The sequence below is a fragment of the Bacillus sp. 95MFCvi2.1 genome, from assembly GCF_000374965.1.
Classification (GTDB): domain Bacteria; phylum Bacillota; class Bacilli; order Bacillales; family Bacillaceae_G; genus Bacillus_A; species Bacillus_A pseudomycoides.
This window is the reverse complement of record NZ_KB895696.1, coordinates 142752-160065: the sequence shown is the minus strand read 5'-3', so window position 1 is coordinate 160065 and position 17314 is coordinate 142752. Positions and strand designations below refer to the sequence as shown.

Below are 17314 nucleotides of genomic sequence, written 5' to 3'. Positions count from 1 at the left end.
AAATAATTTAACCGCTTTCATTTTACCTTTTATGAAAGCGGTTAAAAACATCGATTTGTTCGATTTTTGTTATCAAATTGTTCGTTCAATAAAAGTATGGTGTCAATTTGTTTTATATAAAGTTTCACATTGTTTGTCTCGATATTCTGATGGCGTTGTTCCTGTACACTTTTTAAACCATTTACTAAAATATTTACTATTTGAAATACCAATATGCTCCGCTACCTCTTGAATCGTAAGTGAGGTTGTTTGAAGCATTTGCATGGCAAGTTCAAGTTTTCTTCGTTCTGTAAAAGAATGAAAACTTTCACCTATTATCTTTTTAAAAAGCATACTAAAATGACTTCTGCTTAGCCCTACCATCTCTGCCACTTCTGAAACAACAATTGGCTCTGATAAATGATTCATTGTATACAAAATAGCCTCTTTAATTGTTTTTGGCCAATTGTTAATCGTTACTTTATACTTAATCTCAAGTTCTGCAAATTGCTTCATCGATTTAACTGAATCCATCCATTGCTCTATACTGAACAGCTCCCCTGACGTAATCCAATATAGCTCTTCGTATTTACTCTTTACATCCATAAACATTTGTTCCATCATTTCCTTATATTTTTCGTTAAGAAATAAGAAACATTGATTCTTTCCACATAAGATCTTCACATGTGGATTTGATACCTTTTGATCCATCTCTTGTAATATGAGATGTAATCTCGATTCTGATCTTATAAAACAGGCATAATACCCATCGTTCATCCATTTCCATTCATTACGAAATAAATCCACAAGTATCTCTTGGAACTGATTTTGAAAACCACATAACCATTGAAAAAAATCTTCGTAAAAGAGAGATTTTTGCTGTTCGATCGCTTCCGTTTCCCTATGAATGGTTAACTCTGTTTGAAATGCTCGTAAATATTGATCCAGTTCCTCATCATGAAACGATGTTTTCAATAAATAACCTGAAACTCCCAGTTTAATTCCTTCTTGTGCATATTCGAAATCACGATGACAACTTAATAATAATACCTTTGTTTTCGGCGCATATTGTTTAATCTTTTTCACAAATTCAATTCCATTTACAACAGGCATAACAATATCTGTAATAACTACTTCTGGTTCATGCTGTACAAACTCCTCCCATCCCCTCTCACCATTTGGTACGTCCGCTACTACTTCCATATTATACGCCGACCAATCTACCGCCATTTTCAAGCCCCTTCGAACAATCGTCTCGTCATCCGCAATAAGCACTTTTATGCGTTTCATTTCTGTATCCCTCCCTTTGGCCAAAGAATCTGAACTATAGTTCCTTTCTTTTCTTCTGATTGAATCGTTAATCCGTACTCTATCCCAAAATGCAATTTAAATTTTTGATCGATATTATATAATCCAAGCCCCCCTCTTTGTTCTGCAGACGGCTCCTGTAATAAATCCCGTTTCCGCCTATCAGAAATACCACGACCATCATCGGTAATATGTATACATAAGTCACCATTATCCTTTTCAAATGCCGATAATGTAATAGCTCCATGTCCATCGTCGAAAGCATGAAAAAATATGTTTTCAAATATAGGCTGAAGCGACATTCTTGGAATATGTTCCCCTTTCATAGAAGACGAGACATTTTGCGTATAAGAAAAATGATTTCCAAATCGAATCTCCTGTACCTTTAAATAGTGCTCAATAATGGTTAGTTCACTTTGGAGTGTGACAAGATCATTCGCAAAATTTAAATTCCCTTCTAACACAGCAACAAGATGATAAATCATTTCACTTATATCACTTGCCCCCTGAAGCTTTGCTTTCCATTGAATAGAATTTAATGTATTAAATAGCAAGTGCGGATTAATTTGATAATGAATTGCCTTGAGCTCAGCTTCTTTTTTCAACTTTTCTTTCTGATATATTTCTTCTACTAATGATTTAATTTTAACAACCATTTTATTAAAATTCACAGTTAAACTCCCTACTTCATCTTGTGAATTTACTGGTATATTTGTATAAAAATCTCCTTTACTTACTTGAGATATTGCATGATCCAAATTCGTGATATTTTCCGTTAACTTAGCCGAGATTAAAAATGCCAGCATAAAAGCTAAGCACAGTGATACAACAATTCCAATTAATGTAACAAACAAAATAATTGTAGAAGATTGATAAAATTCTTTTTCTGGAATAATAATTTCTAGATTCCATTTATTTGATGGAATTGGCTTTTCCCAAATGATATCATCCTTGTTTTTTTTATAATTTTCATCCGTCGTATAAATCACCTGTTTTTTTTCATCACGAATGGTAATCAATGCATGCAAATCTGTTTCTAATGAATCAATAAACTTAAATAAATCCGTCGCATCTGTTTCCACTAATATTCGGCTATCTTTCAAGCTACCGAATGATGTTTTAACTGGAACAAGTAATCCAATTACTTTGCTTTTATCAAGTGCAGAGTAATGATTCGGAACATAGATCCCATTCCAATACCCTTGTGATAAATTCCCTTGTTCTTCCCAAAATTTTTCTTGTTTTAGTTTCTGCACATCTAAATACCGATCTCCATAATAATAACCGCTAGGTGTAATTAAAAAGATCCCCTTCGTTTGTGCTGTTTTATGCGCTTCTAAAAACCTTTCAAAATTTTTCTCAATAATAAATTCCGAATACGATTTCGGTGCTTCTTTTTTTAAAACAATTAATGTCGGGTCTGATAAATATTCTTGAATATCACTAGCAATTAAATGCATATGGCTTAATGTTAATTCAATTTGAGTTTGAAGCTGCGATATAGCAAACTTTCCATAATCCCCAAACTGTTCATTTACAAGATTGGATGACTTTTCATATGACATCCAACTAAACAACATGAGCGGAATAAGTGCGACCACTAAAAAACATGTTAATAACTTTAAACGAAGGCTTGTTCGAATTTGTTGCACCAATCTCCATAATCTAAATTTCGTCATTCGCCTCATCCCTTATCCTACTCAGTTTATTTTTTCTGAATATTCCAACTTAACTGTATTTTATCAAAAATACAGTTAAAATCTATAAAAAAAGAGCGCTTTATTGCAAGCGCTCCTTTTTATAGCTAAGAAGAATACTTCATCGTTAAATGCAAAACAGCTATTTCATCTCCAGCATTTTTATAACTATGCTTCTTATTCGCTTCAAACTGAATCGAATCAAATTCATTTAATTCATATACATCATTTTCAACTTGAATAACAACTTGTCCTTTCATAACTGTAACAAGTTCAATCGCCCCTTCATGGTGAGACTCTGGCTCATACATACTTTGCGGTCTTAAACAAGCACGATGCATCTCCATGCCCGTTTCTTTCGTATACCGGAACATTGTCTCTAACCGCCATGCCTGTCCTACGTCTACCGCAAATCCTTCTCCACAGCGAGCAATCGCTACTGGTTCTCCAACTACCATTAACCTCGACAATGGAATTGACAGCCCCTTCGTAATTTTCCAAATGACGGCTAATGTTGGATTCGTTTCACCTCTTTCGATTTTTCCTAATGTTAATTTACTAACCCCTGTTTTTTGCGCCAATTCTTCTAAACTCAGTTTTTGTTCATTACGAATTTGTCTTAATAACTGACCAACTTGCTGAATGACTTCTTTTGTTTGCATATCCTCTTTTTCTTTCATAGTAACAAAATCACCTCTAAGTATAAAATGGTTTACTTTAATTAACTTTAAGTATATTATACTATACATAAATGTTTCGAATCTCGAAAGGAGTGCTTACGTATCATGCGCGCAATATTATTAGGTATTTTATCATCCGCCTTTTTCTCTGCAACATTCATTATGAACAGAGCAATGAATGTATCTGGAACAAGCTGGGCTTGGACTGCTTCTTTTCGCTTTTTATTCGCTCTCCCTATTTTATTCCTTATCGTTTTATTTCGCAAAAACCTTTGGCCCTTATGGTCAGAAATGCGAAAACATCCCTTTGCATGGCTAGGGTGGGGATCTTTAGCAGGGATCGGCTTTTATTCTTTATTAAGCTTTGCTGCTGTCTTTTCTCCAGCTTGGCTTGTTGCAGGAACTTGGCAAGTTACAATACTCGCTGGCTTGCTACTATCGCCATTATTTTTTATTACGATTGAAACAAAAACAGGTACAAAACGCGTACGCGGAAAAATCCCACTTCGCAGTTTATACGTATCACTTTTCATTTTAATTGGTGTCATTTGTATGCAAGCAACAGAAGCTGGGCATATTACGACCACTCAATTTATATCTGGTTTTCTTCCTGTTGTTCTTGCAGCTTTCTTATATCCATTCGGCAATCGAAAAATGATGGAAGTTGTAGGAGGACGCCTTGATACTTTCCAGCGTGTATTAGGAATGGCAATCGGCAGCCTGCCTATAGCAATTATTCTTGCAATATATGGTTTTGGGGCAACAGGTATTCCAACATCCGGTCAAATGCTTCAAGGATTTTTATTAGCATTATGTTCTGGTGTTATCGCCACAATGACATTTTTCTTTGCAACAGATTTAGCGAAAGATAACCTTTCCTTATTAGGTGCTGTAGAAGCAACGCAAGCCGGAACTATGGTATTTACTGTTCTTGGTGAAATGCTTTTCTTAAATGGTTCATTCCCTATCGGACTCTCACTTATTGGGATGATTGTAATTATAGCTGGAATGATCACAAATAGCATTTTGAATCGATCTATTCCAGTTACTAAACGAAAGAAAACAGCATAACAAATGAAAACACTGCATAAATAAAAACATGATTATTCTTTGAGAATCATGTTTTTTACTTGATCAAAATTGTATAATCCTTCCCTATTTTTTTATCAGAATAATATTTCATTTTCCATTTATACTTAAAAGCACCTAATTTTATGCTATACTACGATTCATGTGTACATGAGGAGGGAAATTATGTTAAAAAAAGGGATCGCTGAATTTATTGGTACTTTTGTACTTGTATTATTTGGAACTGGAACAGCTGTTTTAGGCGGCGGAATTGAAGGAATTGGAACTTTAGGAATTGCAATGGCTTTCGGATTATCAATTGTTGCTATGGCATATAGCATTGGAACAATTTCTGGATGTCATGTAAACCCGGCAGTATCAATTGCCATGTTTGTAAACAAACGAATGAATGCTATGGAACTTAGCTACTATTTATTAGCTCAAGTTTTAGGTGGTTTATTAGGAACTGCAACATTAGTGACAATTTTAAAATCTTCTAATATGTCTTTAGATAACTTAGGACAAAATGCTTTTGGAAATCTTGGTTTGTCAGGATCTGTCTTAGTTGAATTTGTTTTAACATTCGTCTTTATTTTAGTAATTATTGCAGTAACAGGTAAAAAGGGAAACGCACAATTAGCTGGATTAGTAATTGGCTTTACACTGGTATTAGTTCACTTATTAGGTATTCCATTAACAGGCACTTCTGTTAACCCTGCACGTAGCCTAGCACCAGCTTTATTTGCTGGCGGAGAAGCTGTATCTCAATTGTGGGTATTTATTGTTGCACCAATTCTTGGTGGTATCGTTGCTGCCATTGTAGGGAAATTTGTATTAAATACTGAAAAATAGAATCTTCGATCTTTCTGAAAGTAAAAGAAGCGAGCCCACTTATACGAGGCTCGCTTTTTTTACTTTTTAATTTTTGATTGTAAATTTGTAACAAGTTGCTGAACTGTTACATTCGCAAGTACGCTTTCCATCGCTTCTTGCGCTTGCATTAATATAATTTCTAATACCGATTGAATATTCGCACCTACTGGACATTCAATATTTGGATTCTCATGGAAAGAAAATAGATGTCCTTCTTCTACTACTTCCACTGCTTTATATACATCAAGTAATGTAATCTCATCTAAATCACGAGCAAGTGATGTACCACCTTTCCCTGCTTGTACATCCACTAGACCTGCTCTTTTTAACATTCCTGTAATGCGGCGAATCACAACTGGGTTTGTATTCACACTGCCAGCAATCCATTCAGAGGTACAGCGAGAGTTTCGATCTATCGCAAGTAACGTTAACATATGAACACCTACTGTAAAACGGCTACTAATTCCCATCTGCACACCCTCCTTTTTATTCATTCTATTAAAAGACAACTCTTATTATTATATACTATTTTTAATTTATACATAAAGAAAAAGCATGATTTCACAAGAAAATCATGCTTTTTCCTATTATTGACGTTTAATAAATTTCGCTAAATCTTTAAATTTCACTTTGTCTGAGTAATTCATTACACCATTTACATAAATACGACTCGTAACAGCACTTAATATACCAATCGTCGCCAAAAGAATCGCAAGTGTTATCGTAATTTCTAACATCCCCGCCTCACCAGCTACAATGCGCGAGAATGTGACCATCGGTGTAAAGAACGGAACATACGAACTTACAACAACAATAGTACTATTCGGATCACTTAATGATTTCATACTAATGAATAATGCTGCCATTATTAAAATCGACACCGGGAACATTACACCTTGTAAATCCTCAGTCTTAGAAACCACCGCACCAGCAGCTGCATACATCATCGCATAAAGGAAATATCCTGTAACAAAATAAATTAGGAACATACTGATAACTTGTGCATCTAGCTTTGTAAAATCAATTGGCAATCCAAATAATGAACCACTTTCTAAATCTACCCAGCCTAGTACACAAGGAACAAGGTAACCACATGCCAATATAACAAGTTGTAATAACGCCGTTGAAACAACTGCCAAAATTTTTGCATACATCATAGTAAGAGGTTTTACTTTCGGAATCATGACTTCCATAACGCGAGAAGCTTTTTCAGAAGCAATATTCATCGCAATTGTGCTTCCGAACGCAACAATGAACATATACAAAGCGAATGTAAAGAAATATGCAATTCCGAAAGAGGCAGAACGATCTTTTATCGCTTCTTGTTTCACGGAAATTTCTGTTTGCAATTGTTGTGCAATTTCCGGTGAAACATTATGTTTAGCAACCGTTACTGCCGTATATTGCTCCTTTAAATAACTAGCCATAATTGTAGAAGTTGTTTCACTAGGGAACCCATTAAACATATACGTAACCTCTGGAACTCCATTCTTTTCTTTCACATGGAATAAACCATCTAAATCTCCTTCTTCTACTTGTTTATGTAATTTATCAAAATCACCCTTTGAACCAACCGTTATTTTTGCTGATGGTAATAACTTATTTAACTCTTCTTTTTGTATTTTATATGTAGAACTTTCTACTACAACTGCAATCTTATCTTTCTCCTTACTTTTATCTCCATCAGAAGTGAAATGGTTAAATGCAAAGATTCCAAACACAACTAAAAATAAAATCGCACTCGTAATCAATGATTTTTTAGAAAAAAATGCTTCCCTGAAATAAAATGAAAATACATGAGAAAATTTACGCATTGTTATTTCGCCCTTTCTACAAATATTTCGTTTAGCGTCGGCTCTAGCATTTTAAATTGCCTTAAGCTTACACCTTGCTCTTGCAATTGTTGCAAAATCTTTAGAGCTTCTGCATCGTCTTGTACTTTTACATAAAGAAGGCCTTGTTGTTTTTCATACGGAACATGTATAGCTTCTAATCCCTTTTCATTCTCTGCTGTATCTTCAATAGTTAAATTACGAAAACCGTATTCTTTCTTAATATCACTTAGCTGTCCTTCTACGACTGCTTCACCTTTTTTCAAAATACATACATGTTGGCAAAAAGCCTCTACTTGTTCCATACGATGACTTGATAAAATAATCGTCTTTCCGCTCTGTACTTGTTCTTCAATAATACTAGCTAGCATTCCAGCATTAACTGGATCAAGTCCGCTAAATGGTTCATCTAAAATAAGTAGTTCTGGATTATGAAGAAGAGCCGCAATTAATTGGATTTTTTGTTGATTCCCTTTTGAAAGCTCTCCTGCCGTTTTAAATTTATATTCTGGGATTGCTAATCGTCCTAACCAGTGATCGATTGCAAGATCGACTTCTTTCTTCGTCATTCCTTCTAATCTACCAAAATATCGCAGTTGATCTATTACCCTACTTTTTGTATATAATCCTCTTTCCTCTGGCAAATATCCAATTGTTACCCCACTATTACCAAATGTTTTTCCATCCCACGTAATAGAACCTTCATTAGGCGTTAATAACCCAAGAAGCATTTTAATTGTCGTTGTTTTCCCTGCACCATTTCGGCCAAGTAAACCTAACACTTCACCTTTTGGTAACGAGATTTGCAAACCGTTAACTGCCTTTGATTCTCCAAATGTTTTTGTTAAGTTTTGAATTTGTAAACTCAAAGTATAAAGCCTCCCCTTTAATATCATTCGTACTCTCTTAAAGACTATGATTGTTTGAAATAAAATATAGTATTATATTTCATTCTCTTATATGTACCACCATCTCTGATCCATCATTTGTTTCATTTAGTTAAAATTGTAAATAACAGAACGGAGTTTGTCAATTATAATTGTCATTTTGACAATAAAATAAGTCAAATAACTCATTATCATTTTGCTCATCTTTCTAATATAGGGCACACTACTATATATACAAAAGACAATATACAAAAGTTCATAAAAAAAGGTATAAAAAATATTATATTTTAATATATAATATTAAAGAATTTAGTTACATCAAGGAGGATACATATGAAAATGAAAAGAGGCATTACCACATTATTATCTGTAGCAGTTCTTTCTACATCACTTGTAGCATGTTCAGGAACAGCTGAAAAAACTGTAGCAAAAGAAGAAAAAGTAAAATTAACGGATCAACAGCTAATGGCTGATCTATGGTATCAAACAGCTGGTGAAACAAAAGCTTTGTATTATCAAGGCTATAACATCGGACAATTAAAACTCGATGCTGCTCTTGCAAAAGGGACAAGTAAAAAACCAGCAATTGTACTAGATTTAGATGAAACCGTTTTAGATAACAGCCCCCACCAAGCGATGACTGTGAAAGAAGGAAAGGGCTATCCTTATAAATGGGATGAGTGGATTAATAAAGCAGAAGCGGCAGCTCTTCCTGGTGCAATTGACTTCTTAAAATATACTGAATCTAAAGGTGTCGATATCTACTACATTTCAAACCGTAAAACAAATCAATTAGATGCAACGATTAAAAACCTTGAACGCGTTGGCGCTCCACAAGCAACGAAAGAACATATTTTACTACAAGACCCGAAAGAAAAAGGGAAAGAAAAACGTCGTGAACTTGTTTCACAATCACACGATATCGTCCTATTCTTCGGTGATAACTTATCTGACTTCACTGGATTTGATGGGAAATCTGTAAAAGATCGCAATCAAACAGTTGAAGAAACAAAAGCACAATTTGGCGAGAAATTCATTATTTTCCCTAACCCAATGTATGGTGATTGGGAAGGCGCTCTATATGATTACAATTTCAAAAAATCTGATGCAGAAAAAGATAAAATTCGTCGTGATAACTTAAAATCATTTGAAGTAAAATAGTAAAAGGATGGCATAGGCCATCCTTTTACTATTTTATCCTAATCTAATCATACACATATCTGAATGTTACATATATAATTCAACAAAATCAAACATTTTTTGACATTTTCTTTGCAATTCTATTACGTTACGACTCTTATATTTCTTTTTATAGAAACTAGACTTATAATTAACATACTAGAAAAATTATAAGAAAGGACTGAGATTACACAGCGTTATGAAAAAGGTAATTGTTATTTCTGCCACTACGATTGTAATCGGTATTACATCCTTCGCTTATTTCAGCTCAAAATCACCATTACAAAATGAAGCGAAAGCTGTCGAAACACAAAAACATATTGAACATCCAAAAGAAGAGATTCCAACATTCCCAAAAGCAACTCATACTGCTAAAAAAATAGATGAGAATTTCTCTCTTGTTACAAATCCAGATTCACCTCTTGTATTAGTAAATAAACATCGTAAATTACCAGATGGCTATACACCAGACGATCTTATAAGACCAGACGTTCCATTTGCATATCCAAAAGATAAAGAGAAAACATTACTTCGTAAAGATGCTGGTGCAGCTCTCGAAAAAATGTTCCATGCAGCAAAAGAACAAGGACTAGAGCTTACTGCTGTATCAGGATACCGTTCTTATAAACGACAACAATCATTACATAATATGTACATAAAACGACAAGGACAAGCTGAAGCAGATTCGGTAAGCGCAATCCCTGGAACAAGTGAACATCAAACAGGCCTTACAATGGATATTAGTTCTAAATCAGCAAATTATCAATTAGAGCCTATTTTCGGTGAAACAGAAGAAGGTAAATGGGTTGCAGCACATGCCCATGAATTTGGATTCATTATTCGTTATTTAGAGGATAAAACAGATACGACGGAATACGCATACGAACCATGGCATATTCGCTATGTTGGTAATCCATATGCTACATACTTACATAAACATCACTTAACATTAGAAGAAGCAATGGATGCAAAAAAATAAGAGAGCATAGCGCTCTCTTATTTTTTTGCATTCATTATTGCAGTAGCTTTTGCTTCCATTCTTGGGGCCAAGGTGCCCCTTTTCCCGTTTTCTTTGAGGCTTGCACCATTGCCCCACGCCCTACTAAACAAACTTCTCCCGCTTCATTTTTCACCATATAGTGTAAATCCAAAGAAGAATTCCCAATTGTTTCAGCTTTTACATATACCTTTAAATGTTCATCGAAGAAAATTTGTTTTAAAAAATCACATTGTAAGTCAGCAACAACAATCATTGTTTCTGATGCTTCATGTGTCCATTCTTGCATAAAACCAAGCTCTTTAAAAAATTCAATACGTGCTTCTTCAAAATATGTAAAAGCAACACCATTATTCATGTGTCCAAACATATCTGTTTCACAAAAACGAACTTTCACAGGAATGTAAAATGAAAAATCTTTTTCCCAGCTAGCAAGGTTTTCAATATAGGAAATCTTCTTCATGTTTTTCTCTCCTTTTTCTCTCATTCTCATAAGTCACACAACAACTTTCGGAATAAACAAAAAATTAAAACGATAAAAAACCATATATCCATTTTGATTTTCCAACCTATCAGTCGCGGCTATGGAAAACAACAGGTGACCTACACTCATTTTCTCCCTTTGTTTTCACTCAGAATAGGGCTACCGTTTCTATGCATGATCGGATCCTCTCTCCCACCCAAAAAGAAGAATTTCATCTCGGTTTTTCCATTTGTATTTATATAAATATTGCCTCTTCGATTCGAAGAGGCAATATAAATTAATAGTTATTGTCGCTACCAAAGAAATCTTTAAACGACTGAATTGTTGTATCACGGTTTAATGCTGCAATTGAAGTTGTTAACGGGATACCTTTTGGACATGATTGTACGCAGTTTTGCGAGTTACCACAGTTCGCAAGGCCACCATCACCCATAATTGCACGTAAGCGCTCTGCTTTATGCATTTCACCAGTTGGATGTGAGTTAAATAAACGTGCTTGTGAAAGCGGCGCTGGTCCGATAAAGTCAGATTTACTGTTTACGTTCGGACATGATTCTAAGCAAACACCACATGTCATACATTTTGAAAGTTCATATGCCCATTGACGCTTTTTCTCTGGCATTCTTGGTCCTGGTCCTAAATCATACGTACCATCGATTGGAACCCAAGCCTTAACACGTTTCAAAGCATCAAACATACGACTACGATCAACTTGTAAATCACGTACTACCGGGAATGTCTTCATCGGTTTTATACGAACTGGTTGTTCTAATTTATCGATAAGAGCTGTACATGATTGACGTGGTTTACCGTTAATTACCATAGAACAAGCACCACATACTTCTTCTAAACAGTTCATATCCCATGCAACCGGAGTCGTATGATTTCCTTTTGCATCAACAGGATTACGACGAATTTCCATAAGAGCCGAAATAATATTCATATTTGGGCGATATGGAATTTCAAATTCCTGATCAAACGATTGTGCATCTGGTCCATCTTGTCTCGTAATGATGAGGCGGATTGTTTTCTCAGACATGTTGTTTATCCCCCTTCTCTTCACCCTTAGCAGCTACATCATGTTTTGAAGAATAATCACGTTTACGTGGTTTGATTAATGAAACATCAACGTCTTCGTAATGGAATGCCGGTGCATTTCCTTCTCCTTCAAACTTCGCCATTGTAGTTTTTAAGAAGTTCGCATCATCACGATTTGGGAATTCTGGTTTATAATGCGCACCGCGGCTTTCATTACGGTTATACGCACCAATTGTAATAACACGAGCTAATTCAAACATATTTGCCAGTTGGCGTGTAAACGAAGCACCTTGGTTACTCCATTTTGCTGTATCGTTAATGTTAATGCGTTTATAACGTTCCATTAACTCTTGAATTTTCGCATCTGTTTCTAATAACTTTTTATTTTCACGAACTACTGTAACGTTATCCGTCATCCATTCTCCAAGCTCTTTATGAAGAACATATGCATTTTCATTACCATCTAACGTTAAAATATTGTTAAATTTCTCTGTTTCGATTAATTCATTTTGCTCGTATAAAGTAGATGAAACAGCATCAGATGATTTTGAAAGACCTTTCATATATTCAATCGCATTTGGTCCCGCTACCATACCGCCATAAATCGCTGAAAGTAACGAGTTAGCACCTAATCGGTTACCACCGTGCATAGAGTAATCACACTCACCTGCTGCAAATAACCCTGGAATACTTGTCATTTGCTTATAATCAACCCATAGTCCGCCCATTGAATAATGAACAGCAGGGAAGATTTTCATCGGTAGTTTACGAGGATCATCACCTGTGAACTTTTCATAGATTTCAATAATTCCACCAAGTTTAATATCTAGTTCTTTCGGATCTTTATGAGAAAGATCTAGATATACCATGTTTTCACCATTAATACCTAGTTTTTGCTCGACACACACGTCAAAAATTTCACGCGTTGCGATATCACGAGGCACAAGGTTTCCGTATGCAGGATATTTCTCTTCTAAGAAGTACCATGGCTTACCGTCTTTATACGTCCAAACGCGTCCACCTTCACCACGTGCAGATTCACTCATTAGACGTAACTTATCGTCCCCAGGAATTGCTGTTGGGTGAATTTGAATGAACTCACCATTCGCATAATATGCACCTTGTTGATATACAGCAGATGCTGCTGTACCTGTATTAATAATAGAGTTTGTTGATTTTCCGAAGATGATACCAGGGCCCCCTGTTGCCATAATTACGGCATCAGCTTGGAAACTCTTAATCTCCATAGATTGTAAGTCTTGTGCAACGATTCCGCGACATACGCCTTCGTCATCCACAACAGCACGTAAGAAATCCCAACCTTCATATTTCGTTACAAGTCCTGCTACTTCATGACGGCGTACTTGCTCATCTAATGCGTACAATAATTGTTGGCCAGTTGTTGCACCAGCGAATGCTGTACGGTGATGTTGTGTTCCCCCGAAACGACGGAAATCAAGAAGTCCTTCTTCTGTACGGTTAAACATAACACCCATACGGTCCATTAAATGAATAATACCAGGCGCTGCTTCACACATTGCTTTAACTGGCGGCTGGTTCGCTAAGAAGTCACCACCATATATTGTATCGTCAAAGTGAATCCATGGAGAATCCCCTTCACCTTTCGTATTTACAGCACCGTTCATGCCACCCTGTGCACATACAGAATGCGAACGTTTTACTGGTACTAAAGAGAACAGTTCCACGTTTACTCCTGCTTCTGCTGCCTTAATCGTTGCCATTAAGCCGGCTAAGCCACCACCGACTACTATAAGTTTCCCTTTCATGCTCTCCCACTCCTTACTGATTTGCTAGCTGTGGATCGATGAACGCTAATAATGCACTCACACCTACATAAGATAAACCTAAGAAAATAGCTAATGTTACATAAGTAGAGATACGTTGTGAACGTGGCGATACTGTAATTCCCCAGCTAATGCAGAATGTCCATAATCCATTCGCAAAGTGGAAAATTGTTGATACAACCCCAACTAAGTAGAAACCAAACATAACTGGGTTGCTTAAAATATCTGCCATCATGTCATAATTTACCTGCTTACCCATTGCTGCCTGAATACGTGTTTCCCAAACGTGCCAAGATAAGAAAATAAGCGTAACGACACCTGAGATTCGTTGGAAGACGAACATCCAGTTACGGAAATAACTATAAGATGTCGCATTGTTCTTAGCTGTAAATGCAATATATAATCCATATATAGCATGGTACAGTATCGGTAAAAAGATGACGAAAATTTCTAGCGCATACCGGAATGGAAGGAGCTCCATAAAATGAGCAGCTTTGTTAAAAGCCTCTGCCCCTCTTGTTGCAAAATTGTTTACTACTAAATGTTGCGTCAAAAAGACACCAACCGGAATGACCCCCATTAATGAGTGCCACTTGCGAAACGTATACTCGCGGCCTTTCATGTCCCCATTACCCCCCTTGAGTGTTTAACTGCTGCTTTCAGTATTAGTTTATAACAATAATGTTTTTTCACTATTGCTATAAGAAAAACTGAAAAAATTATTCGAAATATTTCAGCATAATTTGATACCAAATTCATTTTACTCCTATTTTTGTCGAAGCGTCAAGAAAACGTATACATAATTTGTACATAATTTGCATATAATTTGCCACTTCCTTTTTTCTTTCTATATATTTAGATTTTCCTAAAGAAAGTGCTGTTTTTATAAATGGGAAATGTTATATAATAATCCCTATAGAAAGAGGGGAATATTTTGAGCAAAAATACAATTGATATAGCATCTTTAGAAGATGTTTCATTGAACGCTTTCGCTTATGAACTGCTGCGGGAAGAAGTACTACCTGACCTAATTGGTAAAGAATTAGATGACATCTTATACTGGGCCGGCAGAAACCTAGCACGAAAATATCCGCTAGAGACGATTGAAGAAGTCATTTATTTTTTTGAAAAAGCTGGCTGGGGTCGCTTGAACATCATCGAGCATAAACGCCGTGAAATGCATTTTCAGCTAACAGGCCCGCTCATTACAGAGCGTCAAAAGCAAAATAGACATTCTTCTTACCAATTAGAAACTGGATTTGTTGCAGAACAAATTCAAAAGCAACGAAATGTTGTTGCAGAGTCATATGAAGAGCAAAAAAAACGTTCGGATTCTATCACATTTCTTGTGAAATGGGACGTAAAAGATCCTATCGAAGTGTAGAATCTACATTAACAGTCAACTAGACATATAGGTTTAGTTGACTTTTCTATATAAATCCAAATTAAAAAAACGACATAAACCATTTCTTTTTAGGTGGGAGAGAGTATCCGGCCATGCATAGAAGCGGTCAGTGCCTTTTTTCTCCCCCTACCGTGTGAAAACAAAAGGAGGAAATGTGTGAAGAACTGTTTTTGTTTTCATAGCTACAGCTTATATGTCGAAAAATCAAAATGGATTTATATTGCATATTCATTCATTTTTAATAATTTTTAATCTTCTGAAATTATATCAAAAAATAGAAGACATTGTAAACTACAACGTCTTCTTATCTGTTAAATAGGAATAAATGGTTTCTGCAACATTTTGCGGCATTCCCGCTTCGACAAATTCCGTCACAGAAGCTTCTTTCATCTTTTTTAGGGAGCCAAAATGTTTTAACAATACTTTTTTTCGCTTTTCACCAACTCCAGGAATCCCATCTAAAGCAGATTGAATCACTGATTTCCCGTGAAGCTGACGGTGAAATGTAATTGCAAATCGGTGTACCTCGTCTTGAATACGCTGCAATAAATAAAATTCTTGGCTATTTCTTTCAAGCATAACAGGCTCAGGAGGATCACCAATCATTAAATGCGATGTACGGTGTTTATCATCCTTAACAAGTCCAGCCATCGGAATATATAAGCCAAGTTCATTTTCAAGCACATCACTAGCAGCTGCAAGATGTCCTTTCCCGCCATCAATCACAATTAAATCAGGTAGTGGCAAATTCTCTTTTAAAGCACGCGTATACCGCCGGCGTACAACCTCTCGCATCGATTCATAATCATCTGGCCCTTGAACTGTCTTTATCTTATATTTTCGATACTCTTTTTTCGCTGGTTTTCCATCAATAAAGACAATCATTGCTGAAACTGGATTCGTCCCTTGAATATTTGAGTTATCAAATGCTTCAATACGATATGGTGTTTCAATGTCAAGCTGCTTACCTAAATTTTCAACAGCCTTAATTGTTCGCTCTTCATCACGTTCAATTAAATAAAACTTCTCCCCTAAAGCGATCTTCGCATTCTTGTTTGCTAATTCAACGAGGTCTTTTTTCTTTCCTCGTTTTGGCTGCGTTACATCCACTTCTAAAAAACGCTCTACTAATTCAGGATCAATACTGCCTGGCACTACAATTTCCTTTGGTTTAAAATGATTGTTTTGTTCATAAAATTGACCGATAAATGTTAAAAACCCTTCTTCCGGCTCATCATAAATTGGGAACATAGAGACATCGCGCTCGATTAACTTACCTTTTCGGACAAAGAAAACTTGCACGCACATCCAGCCTTTATCCACCGCATAACCAAACACATCGCGGTCAACTAAGTCGCTCATAATCATCTTCTGCTTTTCCATAATCGCATCTATATGAGAAATTTGATCACGTAATTCTTTTGCACGTTCAAACTCTAATTTTTCCGATGCTTCATACATTTTCGCTTCTAATTCTGAACGAACTTCTTTATGTCCACCATTCAAAAACTTAACAATTCCATCTACAATTTCTTGATTCTGTTCATCCGTTACCTCTTGTACACAAGGTGCTAAGCATTGTCCCATATGATAATATAAACAAACTTTATCTGGTATATTTGTACATTTCCGAAGCGGATACATGCGATCTAATAGTTTTTTTGTTTCATGAGCTGATTGCGCATTTGGATACGGACCAAAATACTTCCCTTTATCCTTTTTTACATTTCTCGTAATGAGCAAACGTGGCTGTTTTTCAGCTGTAATTTTAATAAATGGATATGTTTTATCATCTTTTAATTGGATATTATATTTTGGATCATATTTTTTGATTAAATTTAATTCTAAAATAAGTGCCTCTAGATTCGAGGAGGTAACAATATATTCAAAATCAACAATTTCTCCGACAAGACGGAGTGTCTTCCCATCATGTGAACCAGTAAAATACGAGCGCACACGATTTTTTAACACCTTTGCCTTCCCGACATATATAACCGTTCCTTGCTTATCTTTCATTAAGTAACAGCCTGGTTGATCTGGTAAAATTGATAATTTTTCTTTTAAATGCTCGTGCACTCGCTT

General features: G+C 35.7%; 16 protein-coding genes. 5 read left to right on the top strand and 11 right to left on the bottom strand.

The window, feature by feature from the left end; genetic code table 11:
• Nucleotides 1–102: 102 nt before the first annotated feature.
• The 3 genes from C568_RS0112255 to C568_RS0112245 form a co-directional block, all read right to left on the bottom strand.
• Nucleotides 103–1269 (bottom strand): response regulator transcription factor, encoded by a 1167-nt coding sequence (locus C568_RS0112255; protein WP_018781669.1) that lies wholly within the window; start codon nucleotides 1267–1269, stop codon nucleotides 103–105.
• Nucleotides 1266–2975, bottom strand: a complete 1710-nt coding sequence (locus tag C568_RS0112250) for a sensor histidine kinase (RefSeq protein ID WP_051091455.1) — start codon at nucleotides 2973–2975, stop codon at nucleotides 1266–1268. The genes C568_RS0112255 and C568_RS0112250 overlap by 4 nt, the downstream gene beginning before the upstream one ends.
• 116 nt (nucleotides 2976–3091) lie before the next feature.
• Nucleotides 3092–3664 (bottom strand): helix-turn-helix domain-containing protein, encoded by a 573-nt coding sequence (locus tag C568_RS0112245; RefSeq protein ID WP_018781667.1) that lies wholly within the window; start codon nucleotides 3662–3664, stop codon nucleotides 3092–3094.
• Nucleotides 3665–3769: 105 nt separating this feature from the next.
• On the opposite strand from C568_RS0112245, the gene C568_RS0112240 reads away from it, so the two are divergent.
• Together C568_RS0112240 and C568_RS0112235 are read left to right on the top strand one after the other, a co-directional pair.
• Nucleotides 3770–4735 carry a DMT family transporter gene (locus C568_RS0112240; RefSeq protein WP_018781666.1) on the top strand — a complete coding sequence of 322 codons (966 nt, stop codon included), beginning with the start codon at nucleotides 3770–3772 and terminating at the stop codon, nucleotides 4733–4735.
• Between the two features lie 183 nt (nucleotides 4736–4918).
• Nucleotides 4919–5584: an aquaporin gene (locus C568_RS0112235; RefSeq protein WP_018781665.1), complete on the top strand. Its 666-nt coding sequence runs from the start codon at nucleotides 4919–4921 to the stop codon at nucleotides 5582–5584.
• 59 nt (nucleotides 5585–5643) lie between these two features.
• Here C568_RS0112235 and C568_RS0112230 read toward each other — a convergent pair whose 3' ends face one another.
• The 3 genes from C568_RS0112230 to C568_RS0112220 form a co-directional block, all read right to left on the bottom strand.
• Nucleotides 5644–6075, bottom strand: a complete 432-nt coding sequence (locus tag C568_RS0112230) for an Rrf2 family transcriptional regulator (RefSeq protein WP_016116523.1) — start codon at nucleotides 6073–6075, stop codon at nucleotides 5644–5646.
• Between the two features lie 117 nt (nucleotides 6076–6192).
• Nucleotides 6193–7419 (bottom strand): ABC transporter permease, encoded by a 1227-nt coding sequence (locus tag C568_RS0112225; protein WP_018781664.1) that lies wholly within the window; start codon nucleotides 7417–7419, stop codon nucleotides 6193–6195.
• A 2-nt stretch (nucleotides 7420–7421) separates the two neighbouring features.
• Nucleotides 7422–8306: an ABC transporter ATP-binding protein gene (locus C568_RS0112220; RefSeq protein ID WP_018781663.1), complete on the bottom strand. Its 885-nt coding sequence runs from the start codon at nucleotides 8304–8306 to the stop codon at nucleotides 7422–7424.
• Between the two features lie 351 nt (nucleotides 8307–8657).
• On the opposite strand from C568_RS0112220, the gene C568_RS0112215 reads away from it, so the two are divergent.
• Together C568_RS0112215 and C568_RS0112210 are read left to right on the top strand one after the other, a co-directional pair.
• Entirely contained in the window at nucleotides 8658–9485 is an 828-nt protein-coding gene (locus tag C568_RS0112215) for a 5'-nucleotidase, lipoprotein e(P4) family (protein WP_006096094.1), read from the top strand.
• A gap of 217 nt (nucleotides 9486–9702) precedes the next feature.
• Nucleotides 9703–10482 (top strand): M15 family metallopeptidase, encoded by a 780-nt coding sequence (locus C568_RS0112210; protein WP_018781662.1) that lies wholly within the window; start codon nucleotides 9703–9705, stop codon nucleotides 10480–10482.
• Between the two features lie 34 nt (nucleotides 10483–10516).
• On the opposite strand, the gene C568_RS0112205 is transcribed toward C568_RS0112210, so the two are convergent.
• The 4 genes from C568_RS0112205 to C568_RS0112190 all read right to left on the bottom strand — a co-directional run bounded on the left by C568_RS0112205 (nucleotide 10517) and on the right by C568_RS0112190 (nucleotide 14449).
• Nucleotides 10517–10963 (bottom strand): acyl-CoA thioesterase, encoded by a 447-nt coding sequence (locus C568_RS0112205; protein ID WP_018781661.1) that lies wholly within the window; start codon nucleotides 10961–10963, stop codon nucleotides 10517–10519.
• A 298-nt stretch (nucleotides 10964–11261) separates the two neighbouring features.
• Complete coding sequence (sdhB, locus tag C568_RS0112200; protein WP_016116528.1) at nucleotides 11262–12023, bottom strand: succinate dehydrogenase iron-sulfur subunit; 762 nt, start codon at nucleotides 12021–12023, stop codon at nucleotides 11262–11264.
• Complete coding sequence (gene sdhA, locus C568_RS0112195; protein WP_003200712.1) at nucleotides 12016–13809, bottom strand: succinate dehydrogenase flavoprotein subunit; 1794 nt, start codon at nucleotides 13807–13809, stop codon at nucleotides 12016–12018. The genes sdhB and sdhA overlap by 8 nt, the downstream gene beginning before the upstream one ends.
• A 13-nt stretch (nucleotides 13810–13822) precedes the next feature.
• Entirely contained in the window at nucleotides 13823–14449 is a 627-nt protein-coding gene (locus C568_RS0112190; RefSeq protein ID WP_003200710.1) for a succinate dehydrogenase cytochrome b558 subunit, read from the bottom strand.
• Nucleotides 14450–14761: 312 nt separating this feature from the next.
• On the opposite strand from C568_RS0112190, the gene C568_RS0112180 reads away from it, so the two are divergent.
• Complete coding sequence (locus C568_RS0112180; protein ID WP_006096224.1) at nucleotides 14762–15211, top strand: YslB family protein; 450 nt, start codon at nucleotides 14762–14764, stop codon at nucleotides 15209–15211.
• 312 nt (nucleotides 15212–15523) lie between these two features.
• Here C568_RS0112180 and uvrC read toward each other — a convergent pair whose 3' ends face one another.
• A complete protein-coding gene (gene uvrC, locus C568_RS0112175) occupies nucleotides 15524–17308 on the bottom strand; it encodes an excinuclease ABC subunit C (RefSeq protein ID WP_018781660.1) in 1785 nt (594 codons plus the stop codon).
• Nucleotides 17309–17314 lie beyond the last annotated feature (6 nt).

What these genes read in the sequence shown, in the direction of transcription:
- C568_RS0112255 (WP_018781669.1), bottom strand. Translation starts at nt 1,269, where the DNA reads ATGAAACGCATAAAAGTGCTTATTGCGGATGACGAGACGATTGTTCGA.
- C568_RS0112250 (WP_051091455.1), bottom strand. Translation starts at nt 2,975, where the DNA reads ATGAGGCGAATGACGAAATTTAGATTATGGAGATTGGTGCAACAAATT.
- C568_RS0112245 (WP_018781667.1), bottom strand. Translation starts at nt 3,664, where the DNA reads ATGAAAGAAAAAGAGGATATGCAAACAAAAGAAGTCATTCAGCAAGTT.
- C568_RS0112240 (WP_018781666.1), top strand. Translation starts at nt 3,770, where the DNA reads ATGCGCGCAATATTATTAGGTATTTTATCATCCGCCTTTTTCTCTGCA.
- C568_RS0112235 (WP_018781665.1), top strand. Translation starts at nt 4,919, where the DNA reads ATGTTAAAAAAAGGGATCGCTGAATTTATTGGTACTTTTGTACTTGTA.
- C568_RS0112230 (WP_016116523.1), bottom strand. Translation starts at nt 6,075, where the DNA reads ATGGGAATTAGTAGCCGTTTTACAGTAGGTGTTCATATGTTAACGTTA.
- C568_RS0112225 (WP_018781664.1), bottom strand. Translation starts at nt 7,419, where the DNA reads ATGCGTAAATTTTCTCATGTATTTTCATTTTATTTCAGGGAAGCATTT.
- C568_RS0112215 (WP_006096094.1), top strand. Translation starts at nt 8,658, where the DNA reads ATGAAAATGAAAAGAGGCATTACCACATTATTATCTGTAGCAGTTCTT.
- C568_RS0112210 (WP_018781662.1), top strand. Translation starts at nt 9,703, where the DNA reads ATGAAAAAGGTAATTGTTATTTCTGCCACTACGATTGTAATCGGTATT.
- C568_RS0112205 (WP_018781661.1), bottom strand. Translation starts at nt 10,963, where the DNA reads ATGAAGAAGATTTCCTATATTGAAAACCTTGCTAGCTGGGAAAAAGAT.
- sdhB (WP_016116528.1), bottom strand. Translation starts at nt 12,023, where the DNA reads ATGTCTGAGAAAACAATCCGCCTCATCATTACGAGACAAGATGGACCA.
- sdhA (WP_003200712.1), bottom strand. Translation starts at nt 13,809, where the DNA reads ATGAAAGGGAAACTTATAGTAGTCGGTGGTGGCTTAGCCGGCTTAATG.
- C568_RS0112190 (WP_003200710.1), bottom strand. Translation starts at nt 14,449, where the DNA reads ATGAAAGGCCGCGAGTATACGTTTCGCAAGTGGCACTCATTAATGGGG.